At 54.8% G+C, this 12187-nt stretch carries 9 protein-coding genes and 1 other annotated feature; of the genes, 8 read left to right on the top strand and 1 reads right to left on the bottom strand.

Translation table 11 applies throughout. From position 1 onward, the window contains the following. The first annotated feature begins 8 nt into the window (after positions 1-8). From jag to ltaE, 8 genes are all read left to right on the top strand, one after another. Entirely contained in the window at positions 9-776 is a 768-nt protein-coding gene (gene jag, locus LARV_RS14750; RefSeq protein ID WP_075074350.1) for an RNA-binding cell elongation regulator Jag/EloR, read from the top strand. 176 nt (positions 777-952) lie between these two features. Next, entirely contained in the window at positions 953-2260 is a 1308-nt protein-coding gene (locus LARV_RS14745) for a thymidine phosphorylase (RefSeq protein WP_075074349.1), read from the top strand. 345 nt (positions 2261-2605) lie between these two features. Beyond that, positions 2606-3133, top strand: a complete 528-nt coding sequence (locus tag LARV_RS14740; protein WP_075074348.1) for a hypothetical protein — start codon at positions 2606-2608, stop codon at positions 3131-3133. A gap of 110 nt (positions 3134-3243) precedes the next feature. Continuing rightward, on the top strand, positions 3244-4350 hold the full coding sequence (locus tag LARV_RS14735) for a hypothetical protein (RefSeq protein ID WP_152031812.1): 1107 nt from the start codon (positions 3244-3246) through the stop codon (positions 4348-4350). 115 nt (positions 4351-4465) lie between these two features. After that, positions 4466-4723 (top strand) — a binding site (T-box leader). Between the two features lie 53 nt (positions 4724-4776). Further along, on the top strand, positions 4777-7923 hold the full coding sequence (gene ileS, locus LARV_RS14730; protein WP_075074346.1) for an isoleucine--tRNA ligase: 3147 nt from the start codon (positions 4777-4779) through the stop codon (positions 7921-7923). Between the two features lie 154 nt (positions 7924-8077). Continuing rightward, a complete protein-coding gene (gene lspA / locus LARV_RS14725; RefSeq protein ID WP_172797888.1) occupies positions 8078-8608 on the top strand; it encodes a signal peptidase II in 531 nt (176 codons plus the stop codon). Continuing rightward, positions 8605-9531, top strand: a complete 927-nt coding sequence (locus LARV_RS14720) for an RluA family pseudouridine synthase (RefSeq protein ID WP_201785927.1) — start codon at positions 8605-8607, stop codon at positions 9529-9531. Before lspA ends, LARV_RS14720 begins: the two co-directional genes overlap by 4 nt. An 18-nt stretch (positions 9532-9549) precedes the next feature. Continuing rightward, positions 9550-10587 carry a low-specificity L-threonine aldolase gene (gene ltaE, locus LARV_RS14715; protein WP_075074344.1) on the top strand — a complete coding sequence of 346 codons (1038 nt, stop codon included), beginning with the start codon at positions 9550-9552 and terminating at the stop codon, positions 10585-10587. Between the two features lie 26 nt (positions 10588-10613). On the opposite strand, the gene LARV_RS14710 is transcribed toward ltaE, so the two are convergent. After that, a complete protein-coding gene (locus tag LARV_RS14710; RefSeq protein ID WP_075074343.1) occupies positions 10614-12173 on the bottom strand; it encodes a GGDEF domain-containing protein in 1560 nt (519 codons plus the stop codon). Positions 12174-12187 lie beyond the last annotated feature (14 nt).

The raw sequence follows: 12187 nt of genomic DNA, 5'->3' as shown, positions 1-12187 counted from the left end.
GGCTGTGTATGAGTCAGGAAAAGACCACGCTGGAAATCATTGCACCGACCGTTGACGAAGCGGTTGCTCGCGGCTTGAACCAGTTGGGCATTTCGCGTGAGATGGTGGATGTGGAAGTGCTGGATACCGGCAGCCGCGGCCTGTTTGGCCTTGGCAGCCGGCAGGCCCGGATTCGTTTGAAATTCAAATCCACCGAATCACACCCGGTTGCCCAACCCCCAAGCAGCGAAGCTCCCGTTGTTCCGGTTAGCACACCCGCCGCACCGGCCAAAGAAGCCGAAGTATCTGTGGCGGGCGACCCTCAAATTTTGAAATCAGCCAGCGCCGTAGTGGGTGAGCTGCTCGATAAGATGAGCATGAAAGCCACTGTAAACGCCAGCTACGTTCAAAATGAAGAGGATGAAGAGAATCCGATGGTGTTGGTGGAAGTTCAGGGAAATGACCTGAGCATTCTGATTGGGAGGCGATCTGAAACGCTCAACGCGTTGCAGTACATCGCCAGCCTGATCGTCTGCAAAGAGGTCGGCCATTGGGTCCCCATGACGATCGACATTCAAGGGTACCGCCAACGCCGCGAACGCCAACTGCGCCAGATGGCGCGCCGCATGGCCGAACAGGCTGTGCATACCGGCCGCCGCCAGGTGCTGGAACCGATGCCTGCCAACGAACGCCGCGTCATTCATCTCGAATTGCGCGATCACCCGTTGGTGACCACTGAAAGCACCGGCGAAGAGCCCAACCGCAAAGTGACCATCATTTTGAAGAAACAGGGATAATCACATCCCGCAGGAAAAGGCGTTTCTTTCGAGATCACTCGAAAGAAACGCCTTTTTGATTCGTTTGCTCCTCCGGAAATTGGCACACTCTTCCAGGCTGAAGGCTGAAAGAGTAAAATGAATAAGTTGCAAATAAATTTTCCCTGGTTCGGAAAGGGAAAGAGATAGGAGTTCCGATGCGGGCTGTAGATATTATTATCCGGAAACGCGACGGAGAAGAACTCTCACGCGAAGAAATCGAATTCTTCATCGACGGGTATACCCGCGGTGAAATCCCTGATTATCAGGCGTCTGCCTGGGCGATGGCGGTGATGCTGCGCGGAATGAACGAGCGCGAGACCACAGATTTGACGATGGCCATGGCGCATTCCGGCGAGATGCTGGATTTGACTGGCGTGGTGCCGATCGCCGTCGATAAACATTCCACCGGGGGCGTTGGCGATAAGACCACGCTGGTGGTGGAGCCCATCGTGGCAGCCTGCGGGCTGCCGGTTGGAAAGATGTCAGGGCGCGGGCTGGGGTTTTCGGGCGGTACGCTCGATAAAATGGAATCCATCCCCGGCTACCGCACCAACCTGAGCCGTGAAGAGTTCATCGCACAACTGCGTAAAGAAGGCCTGGTGCTGACCGGCCAGAGCGGTGATCTGGCGCCGGCCGACGGAAAGCTATATGCCCTGCGGGATGTCACCGGCACCGTGCCGTCGATTCCCCTGATCGCCTCTTCCATCATGAGCAAAAAAATTGCCGGCGGCGCGCAGGCCATCGTGTTGGACGTGAAGATCGGCCTGGGCGCGTTCATGGCGGACCTGGGCGAGGGTCGCAAATTGGCCCATCTGATGGTCGCGATCGGCGCCTTGAGCGGGCGGAAAGTGATTGCCCTGCTTTCGGACATGAATCAACCCCTCGGCAATGCGGTCGGAAACGCGCTCGAATTGCGCGAGGCTCTGGATACGCTGCGCGGTAATGGGCCTGAAGATTTCCGCGAGCACTGCCTGGTGGCGGCTTCGTACATGCTGGTGATCGGACGCAAAGCCGCCAACCTTGAATCAGCGCGCACCATGGCCGAGGCAGCCCTGGAAAGCAGCCGAGCGCTGGCAAGCTTCCGCCGGTTGGTGCAGGCTCAGGGTGGGGATGTACGCTACGTGGATGAACCGGACCGCCTGCCGGCCGCGCCGCTGATCGAGACGGTCACGGCGCCGCGGGCCGGTTACCTGCTGGGAATCAATGCCCGCGAGGTGGGCGAGACCTCGGTGGAACTGGGCGCCGGCCGGGCGCGCAAAGAGGATTCCATCGACCACGCGGTGGGCATCGTGATTCACCATAAGGTCGGGGATTTCGTCGAAGGGGGTGAAGATCTATTTACCATCCACGCCAACAACGCCGCCAAACTGGCCGCCGCGAAGGAGCGCCTGTTGGCCGCGCACCAGTGGAGCACAGAACCCGCCCCGGCGTTGCCGCTGTTCTACGACGTAATCGGGAGTTAATGCAACCCCACTCGGTTGTTCACCCCATTTTTTAACTCGCCAATTCTCTGGAATACTGATTGGATTAAATACAGGAGATCCGGTTTAGCCTGACCGGATCTCTTGTTTTCGATCTGCCTCTTAAATTTTTTTTTGGAAATTTTAAGATAATTGTCAATTGATTGCGAAAATAAATAATTATAATTTTAATAGTAGTTGTAATAATTTTAATTTATAAAAAGGAGGTGAGGAGAAAAATAAAAGTAGCGATACAAAAAACTCATTTTCAAAAGATCGAAAAAGATACGGCTATAGAAATTACATTCTGTGAGACCAAATGCACGATTCAAAAAGGAGGATTCCAAAATGAGATCACTGTTCCTTCAGAAATGTATATCGATTGCTTTGGGATTGGCTCTGTTTTTATCAATGGCAGTCACCAATGTCGTGTATGCCAATGATGAAACCAATTTTCAACAAGATACAGGGCCGATCGTAATTCGGCAAGGTGGCCCGGTCGTGGATCGCGTACCCGCCATACCTGTCGGTAACAATCTTCTCGCATCGCTTGCGACTGTGTACCGGGCTGGCTGGACAGACGCGACGTACGTATATTATCCTACTCCTTTGCCTGCGAAATGGGAGCATAACGGGAGCCACAATAGTCAATCTGACCTCAACGAGGATGATATTTGGGCGGATGGCACCCTAAAGGTAGGAACGGCCGGAGTGGTCGATTCCTGCGCTAATCATACCGTAGGTTACAATGCCCATTGTTTTACAAGTAAAACGTATCAATGGAAATATACTTTCACCGCAAAATCGTGGAGTTTCTTCCACGAAACCGGTTATGGAGATCAAACCCTGATTACGGAAAAGACTTTAAATCCGTAATTACCTGCCTGGATGATGCTGTCGAATTGGATTCGAACCAGCCAGAGTGGAATTAATCCACTCTGGCCATTGTGCTGATGAAACCACATTAAATTGGATAAGGATTCGACATGGACTTGAATAAACCCTCTACGAGTAAAAAATCTAAAGTATTGTCCTGCGTCATTTTTCTTTTCCTAGTCTTGACCTTGCTCTGCGGTTGTTCCAGCAACCAGGCGCCAGTTACAACCGCCGCGCCGGGTGAGCGCATTCAGGATGTCATTACCCACGGATCGTTTTCGGATCAGGTGGAGACCATCGAGTGGAGTATCGATGAAGGCGGCGTCCGCATCTATGATTCATCACAGGCAGGAATCGGTTTTGTCAGGCCAGAGGATCGACATACGCAGCCATCCCGCCTTTCTCAGAACGATGAGCTCCGTCTCGATTCTGGTGAACCCTTGAAAGTCGATCTGGTGATCAATGCGGCGCAGGAATCGACTTTTCTAATAACGGCCATTGTTGATTACAAACAGGTTCCATTTATGTTGGATGAGAAGTTCGGGCTGCTGCATGAAGTAAGCATAAAAAATGAAGGTGCGCTTTACGTACCTCTCCAAATCGACATCAGCGGTTCGGGCGCGCACGATTTCATCATTATGGCTTTTCGCGATCCGTATAACCGCGATCGTTGGGATGAAAACGAACGAGATTTGGGGCAGGGGTGCATTGTCACGGGCAAACGCGCTGTGATCATCATCGATGATAACGATCTGCCGTTCAAGGACGTGACTCCAGACGTTCAGGGTGTTTCCCAACCGGCTGAGGTGGATTTCGGGTTGCGGGTCATGTTTGCAAATTCCCCGGCGTCTATATTGGACAAGTCGCATCCATCCAAAAGGCAGATGAGCTTCATCCAGACCGGCAAGGCTTCACGAACCTTTCCCTACCAGCTTTGGCTCTCGAATTATGAATTACCGGATGCAGTGGTCGACTATGGCCTGATGCGGTTCTTCGATTTCCACCAGGTCGATTTTGTGGGCAGAGACCTCTTCATAGCTCACTTCGATGGTCAACAGGAGGTCATCGTGGATGACGATATCACCCTTCCGGACCAAGCCGGCTTGCATGAATTGCAGATCGTGTATGTTTTCGATCCATACAAATCCGTTCTTAATCAAGAAGTGCTTGCGCGGTACGTTTTTTCTTCGAGTTGTGTCGGAATCGATGTCGATTAAGGCGGCAATTGTACGCCTTTGCCGCCAACCCGTTGGACATCCGATATCGACGAATGTTCACGTTGGTCGTTGACTGCTCATTGACGAAAGAGTTCGTTTGTGGCATAATTTTTAGATAAACGCGTTGATGGAAACGAGTAAGTTTCGTGGTCTCTGACAGCGAACCCGGGTGAGGTGAAAGCCGGGGCAGATACCGAAACTGAAAATCCTTCCGAAGCGGCAACCTGAACGCAGGAGACTGCCAGTAGGTGCGCCGGGCTCACCCACCGTTATTGCGGGTGCGGGCATTATCTTCCAGAGCGTGCCTGGCTGAGCGCCTCTCATCCTGAGAGGAAGCAGGGTGGTACCGCGAGAACAAGCTCTCGTCCCTGAGGGGATGGGAGCTTTTGTATTTCTGCAAATCTACATTTCGTTCGTGGAGGTCGAATGTTTAGACCCGTCAGTCCTAAACTTAATGTCACAATCATGGAAGAAGGCGTGCTGCGCAATTGGAAGAGTCACGATGTCTTCCACCGCTCACTCAAACAACGCGAGGGCAGGCGCGAATACGTCTTCTTCGAAGGACCACCCACCGCCAACGGCCGGCCCGGCATTCATCATGTGCTGGCGCGCGCCTTCAAGGATATCTTCCCGCGCTACAAGACCATGTGCGGTTATCACGTCAGCCGGCGGGGTGGTTGGGATACGCATGGTTTGCCCGTCGAAATCGAAGTCGAGAAAAAACTTGGCTTTAAGAACAAGCAGCAGATCGAAGATTACGGCATCGGTAAGTTCAACGCGCTGTGCCGCGAATCGGCTTTCACCTATATCCAGGAATGGGAAAAGCTGACCGACCGCATCGGTTACTGGGTGGATCTCGATACGGCCTACGTGACCTACAAGAACGAATACATCGAATCGGTCTGGAACATCCTCAAGAATTACTGGGATCGCAATCTGCTTTACCAGAACTTCAAGGTGGTTCCCTACTGCCCGCGCTGCGGCACGCCACTTTCGGACCATGAAGTGGCGCAGGGCTACGACGAGGCGACCGATCCTTCCGTCTACATTCGCCTGCCCCTGGTCGACCAGCCGGATACTTCACTGCTGGTGTGGACGACCACACCCTGGACGCTGCCGTCGAATGTGGCTGTGGCCGCGCACCCGGACGTGGAGTATGTCAAAATCGAACGCGCGCTGCCGGACGGCGGCAAAGAGTATCTCATCCTGGCGGCGCCTCTCGTCGGGAAGATTTTTACCGACGAACCGGTCCGCGTGGTCGAGCGCTATTCCGGCAAGCAGTTGAAAGGAAAACGCTACCGGCCGTTGTTCACCTTCCTGCCGACCGACAAACCGGCCTATCGTGTGGTGAACGCCAATTACGTGACCACCGACGATGGCACCGGTCTGGTGCACATCGCGCCGGCCTTTGGCGCCGAAGATATGAATGTCTCGATGGAAGAGGATCTACCGATCCTGATGACGGTGGCTCCGGATGGCACGTTCATCTCGGAAGTGCGCCCGTGGGCGGGCAAATTCGTCAAGGATGCCGATCCTTTCATCATGCAAGACCTGGAAGCCCGCGGGCTGCTGTTCCGCTCCGGGACAATTACGCACACCTATCCATTCTGCTGGCGTTGCGGAACTCCGCTGCTATACTACGCTCGCCGGACCTGGTACATCCGCACCAGCCAGTTTAAGGATCAGCTGGTGGAGTTGAACCAGCAGATCAACTGGTATCCGGCGCACATCAAGAACGGCCGTTTTGGCAACTGGTTGGAGAACAACATCGATTGGGCCCTGGGTCGCGAACGTTACTGGGGCACGCCGCTGCCGGTTTGGGAATGTGACCGCTGCCACACTCAGGTGTGTGTGGGATCGGTGCAAGAGCTTTCCGAAAAGGCCGGCCGGGATATGTCGGAGTCGGATTTGCACCGCCCGTACGTGGATGAAGTGGTCTGGCAGCATGATTGCGGTGGAACGATGCACCGCGTGCCTGAACTGATCGATGTCTGGTTCGATTCCGGCTCCATGCCGTATGCCCAATGGCATTATCCATTCGAAAACCAGGAGAAATTCAAGGAGCAATATCCGGCCGATTTCATCTGTGAGGCCGTCGATCAGACCCGCGGTTGGTTCTATTCATTGCACGCCATCAGCACCCTGTTGAATAACCAGGTCGCTTATAAGAACGTCATTTGCCTGGGCCTGATCCTGGATGGCAACGGCCAAAAGATGTCCAAATCGCGCGGGAATGTCGTCAATCCGTGGGACGTGCTCAACCAAAACGGCGCCGACGCGACCCGCTGGTACCTCTACACGGCCAGCCCGGCCGGGCAGGAACGCCGCTTCTCGGCGGACCTGGTGGCGGATGTGGTGCGCACCTTCACACTCACCCTGTGGAACACTTACTCCTTCTTCGTCACCTACGCCAACCTGGATGGCTGGAAGCCCGAACCCGGTGTCCAACCTGCTTACAGTCCACTGGACCGCTGGCTGCGTTCCTCCCTGCATGAGCTGGTTCGGAATGTCACCCAGGCGTTGGAAAATTACGATGTGCTCGGCGCGACCCGCCCCATCCAATCCTTCGTCGAAGACCTTTCCAACTGGTATCTGCGCCGTTCGCGGCGTCGTTTCTGGAAGAGCGAATCCGACCAGGACAAGCAGGCCGCCTACGCCACGTTGTACGAAGCTCTGGTGACATTGAGCAAATTGCTGGCGCCAACCATGCCGTTTATGGCGGATGAGCTTTATCAAAACCTGGTCCGTTCCGTAAATTCGGAGGCGCCCGATTCGGTGCATTTGTGTGATTGGCCTGAATTCGATCCGGCCGTCATCGATGAGAATTTGAACCGCGATATGGCCGTGGTGATGAAGCTGGTCTCGGTCGGACATGCCGCCCGCAACAAAGCCAACCGAAAGGTACGCCAACCTCTGTCCGAAGCCGCTTTCTCGGTGGGCAGCATCGAAGAACGCAAAGCGATGCAGAACTACGCTGAACTGATCGAGGATGAACTGAACGTCAAACACGTCCGCGCGTTGGATGCCGCCAGCGAAGCAGTTGCATATAGCCTGAACCCGCTCCCCAAACAACTGGGGCAGAAATACGGCAGCCGGTTCCCGGCCATCCGCAAGGCCCTGCTGGCGATGGACGCGGAGGCTCCAGCGCGTGCATTGTTGGCCGGACAACCCGTAAAGGTGGAAATCGAGGGCGAAACCCTGGAGGTCCTGCCCGAAGAGGTCGAGGTGCGCGCGCAGGCCAAAGCCGGGTTTTCCGTGGCTTCCGAGGGCGCCTACCTGGCCGCGTTGGTCACCGACCTGACGCCTGAACTGGTGAAGGAAGGCCTGGCGCGCGAATTCGTTCGCCGCGTTCAGGATCTGCGCAAGACGGCCGACCTGGATATCGCCGATCGCATCCGCGTATATTATCAGGCGACGCCGGCTCTGGCCGAAGCCGTGCAGACCTTCAAGGAGTACATCACCAACGAGACTCTGACCGTCGAGTTGGCGGATACAGCGGTGCCGGAAGATTGGCCGCAGGTGGCGGACGGTTTCGACGGCGAAACGGTGACCGTCGGGCTGGTGAAAGCATAACTGTTCGAAATGAAACCGTATCGCTCCCTGCGGGTCACTCTCGCAGGGAGCGATTGTATTTCGCCTTTTCGAATGCGGGACCCGCATCGTTCGGCTGCAGACCTTTCCCATTTAGGGTAAAATGAGAGGACGTTTTTTGGGCATGGAGGAGCGCTTGAAAAAAGCACTACGGGATTACATCCCCCTGGTTCTGATTGCGGGTTTGATCATCTTAGTAGACCAATTTACGAAATCGATCATTCGAAATAACCTGGCTTTGCAGGAAACCTGGATGCCGTGGATCTGGTTGGCGCCGTATGCGCGAATCGTCCACTGGTACAACACCGGGGTCGCCTTTGGTATGTTCCAAAATGGGAATTTGATCTTCTCGATCCTGGCCGCCATTGTTTCGATCGCCATTTTCGTCGTCTATCCGCGTATTCCGCGCGAAGAGCACATCGTGCGTCTGGCCACCGCCATGATGCTGGCCGGCGCATTGGGGAACCTGATCGATCGGGTGACGATCGGCCATGTCACCGACTTCATCTCGATTGGTTCATTTGCGGTGTTCAATGTAGCGGATATGTCGATTACTTGCGGCGTGGGTGTGCTTATTCTGGGGGTGTGGCTGCAAGAACGCCGCGACCGGAAACAGGCTGAAAAGGATCATCCGGTTTCACCGGCAGATGGCGAGGAAAAGCCTTGAGCGAATCGATCATGACGTTTACCATCACCGCCGCGACCGCGGACCGGTTGGATAAATTTCTGGTGGCCCATCTGAGCGAATTTTCCCGCTCGCGTTTGCAGGCGCTCATTCGGGATGGGTTTGTCAGTGTGGACGACCGGGTGGTCACCAAGACCGGGATGCTTCTGGCGGCCAATCAAAAGGTGATAATCCGCCTTCCCGCGCCGGCGCCCAGCGACCTGGTTCCGGAAGAAATTCCACTGGATATCCTCTTCGAGAATCAAGACGTCATGGTCATCAACAAGCCGGCTGGCATGGTGGTGCATCCCTCCGCCGGACACGGTACTGGAACGTTGGTCCACGCTGCGCTGGCACATGCTCCTGAATTGGAGGGCGTAGGCGGCGAACGCCGACCGGGCATCGTTCATCGATTGGATAAGGATACCAGCGGCCTCATCCTGATTGCCAAGAACGATCACGCCCACCACTGGCTGCAGGACCAGTTCAAATCCCGCAAGGTAAAAAAGATCTATCTGGCATTGGTGGACGGCTTTCCGCCGACGCCGAGCGGGCGCATCGAGGCCTATATTGGCCGGGATCCCAGCCACCGTAAGAAAATGGCGATCGTCTCCGAACAAAAAGGGCGCTCAGCGGTGACCGAATATTTCACGGTCGAGACTTTCGCGCGCCACTCACTGATCGAAGCCCATCCGCTCACCGGGCGCACCCACCAGATTCGTCTGCACCTGGCATTTTTGGGCTGCCCCATTGTCGGGGATACGATCTACGGCCATCGCAAATCATCCATCGATTTACCGCGCCATTTCTTGCATGCCGCCCGCTTGACGATCCAACTGCCGGGCGAAGAAAAAGCGCGCACTTTCGAGGCTGCGCTGCCGCCGGAATTGACAGAAATATTGAATGATCTACGATCGAATCATTAAAAATTTTTGGAGGTAGATATGGCGTCCTGGATTGATTTGCGTTCCGACACGGTGACTCTTCCGACCCCTGAGATGCGCGCCAGCATGGCGGCTGCCGAGGTGGGGGATGATGTTTATGGTGAAGATCCGACCATCAACCGTCTGCAGGAAATGGCGGCCGCCAAAATGGGAAAAGAAGCCGGATTATTCGTCACCTCGGGCACGATGGGAAATCTGATTGCGGTGCTTGCACAGTGCGAACGCGGCGATGAAGCGATCATGGGAACCCTGGGTCATACCTTTCTGTTCGAGGCCGGGGGTATCTCCGCGTTGGGTGGCGTCTTCCCGCACACGCTGACCAACCAGGCCGACGGGACGCTTTTACTGGAAGATATCCGTTCCGCCATCCGGCCGGATGATATTCACCATCCGATCAATAAAATGGTGATCCTGGAGAACACCCAAAACCGTTGCGGCGGAGTGCCGTTGAGCGTCGAATACACGCGGTCTGTGGGCGAGTTCGCGCACAGCAAGGGCCTGTTGCTGCACATCGACGGCGCGCGCATCTTCAATGCCGCGGCCGCCCTGCAGGTCACGCCTGCTGAACTGGCCGCGCCGGCCGATACGGTTACCTTCTGCCTGAGCAAGGGGTTGTGCGCTCCGGTCGGTTCGGTGCTGTGCGGAAGTCCGGCCGTGATCCAGCGCGCCCGCCGAATTCGCAAACAGTTGGGCGGCGGTATGCGCCAGGCGGGCATCCTGGCGGCGGCCGGTATCTACGCACTGGAGCACATGACCCGGCGGTTGGTCGAGGATCACCAGCATGCCCGCCGTCTGGCCGAAGGCCTCGCGGGAATACCGGGCATTGCCTTTGAAATGGGCCAACCCACGACGAACATGGTTTTTCCATCACTCAAGAATGAAGCACCCTTTACCGCCGCCGAGGTCGCCGGACGCTTGAAAGAGAAAGGCATTCAGGTTGGGGTGGTGTCCGAACGCGGCCTGCGCATGGTGACACATTACTGGATCGACGACATGGCTGTCGAAAAAACCATCCAGGCATTTCACGAAATTCTTTGAACGCTCAACAAAAAACTGACCAACGGTCAGTTTTTTGTTCCGAAATAGGCGTCACTCGAGAGCATGGCGTCGATATTATCGGGCTCGATTTGATTCCGGCCGCGTTCCTTCGCCTTGTAGAGTCGCTGGTCCGCCAGATCGATCAACTCACTGGTTTCACCGGCATCCCCCGGGAACACGGCGATGCCCTGTGATATCGTGGGTGCGTGAATTGGCTTCTGATCCCGACTGAAGAGGGAAATTTCCATCATCGCGCGCCGGATTCGGTTGGCAATCTGAGTCGCCTGGGCGCAACTGGCATTGGGCAGGGCAATGACAAATTCCTCGCCGCCCCAGCGCCCGATGAGGTCGCTATTTTTGATGTGTCGCCGGATGGTATCACAGATGGCCACCAAGACCTGATCGCCAACCAGATGACCATAATGATCGTTATATTCCTTGAACTTATCGATATCCAGCATGATCAGGCTCAAGGATTGATTGCTGGATCTTGCTTCGAACGTTTCTCGCGCCAGCGATTTGAGAAATGCACCGTGATTGAGCGTCCCGGTCAGGGTATCTTTTCGGGACTGGTCTTCCACTTCGGCGTGATGAGCCGCGTTATCCAGGGCCATGGCGGCCTGTTGGGTAACATTCTGTAATAACTCCAGATCGCTTTGGTTAAACTGATTCTTCATGTAAGAAGCGACCGCAACAATTCCAAAAATCCGCCCGTTGGTTTCCAACGGAACCCCCATCCAGGAATTGCTGGGAATGGGTTTACCCACGGTGGATAAACGGATGCCATATTTTTCTCGGGCCTCTGTGGTGACGTTTCGGAGCAGCAGAGGTCTTTTATTCGAGATAACCCAACCGGCCAGAGAATTTTCGATTCGGATCTCGACGTTCGGGAAGAATTCCCCGTCATCATACAGCAGTTCCAATCCGAGAATATTGCCGTGCAAGAGTCCCAGGTAATACGTATCTGCGTCCAGCGTCGTCTGAATGGCGTTGCTGACCAGGCCAATCACCTGGTGCATTTCGAGCGAGGATGACAGGTTGTGGGCAATCTGGTTCAGAATCTCGAGGCGATGATATTGAAATGTGATCGTCCGGCGCATCATCGTAATGGTTTCGGTAACCAGGATGGTAAATATCAAAATAAAAAGATGGATCAGCCGGGAGTTATCGAAACTTACAATATGGAATTTTTCTTCCAACGCAATCTGAATACCGATTGTCAGAACAACAAATAGATACGTCGGATAGCGGCCGGTCAGGACGGCGCTGGTGACCATGATTAGAATAATGATGATCGAGGTAAAGCCATTGAAAAGATACGACTGGAAAATGCTTGCGATGATGATCAACCCAGAATTGACGATCACAAACAAAGGCCGCAAGCCCCGACTCGCGCTTCCATAATGGGGGAGAATGATGAAGAAGACCAGGACGAGATATAGAAATCCAGACAAACCGATGCCTGTGTTGACCTGGCGGTAGATCAAGGGTTGGGTCGACCAGATCGCCGAGAGCAGTAGGAACAGGCAGAGGATCAATGCCAGTAGAATCGCGGGAAGAGCTAATCTTTGCTGATCTTCCAACATAAGATAAAAATCGG

Source organism: Longilinea arvoryzae (assembly GCF_001050235.1).
Lineage (GTDB): Bacteria > Chloroflexota > Anaerolineae > Anaerolineales > Anaerolineaceae > Longilinea > Longilinea arvoryzae.
Note: the sequence above shows the minus strand (reverse complement) of the source record. Positions and strands in the feature narration are given on the sequence as shown.

What these genes read in the sequence shown, in the direction of transcription:
- LARV_RS14740 (WP_075074348.1), top strand. Translation starts at nt 2,606, where the DNA reads ATGAGATCACTGTTCCTTCAGAAATGTATATCGATTGCTTTGGGATTG.
- jag (WP_075074350.1), top strand. Translation starts at nt 9, where the DNA reads ATGAGTCAGGAAAAGACCACGCTGGAAATCATTGCACCGACCGTTGAC.
- LARV_RS14745 (WP_075074349.1), top strand. Translation starts at nt 953, where the DNA reads ATGCGGGCTGTAGATATTATTATCCGGAAACGCGACGGAGAAGAACTC.
- LARV_RS14710 (WP_075074343.1), bottom strand. Translation starts at nt 12,173, where the DNA reads ATGTTGGAAGATCAGCAAAGATTAGCTCTTCCCGCGATTCTACTGGCA.
- ltaE (WP_075074344.1), top strand. Translation starts at nt 9,550, where the DNA reads ATGGCGTCCTGGATTGATTTGCGTTCCGACACGGTGACTCTTCCGACC.
- LARV_RS14735 (WP_152031812.1), top strand. Translation starts at nt 3,244, where the DNA reads ATGGACTTGAATAAACCCTCTACGAGTAAAAAATCTAAAGTATTGTCC.
- ileS (WP_075074346.1), top strand. Translation starts at nt 4,777, where the DNA reads ATGTTTAGACCCGTCAGTCCTAAACTTAATGTCACAATCATGGAAGAA.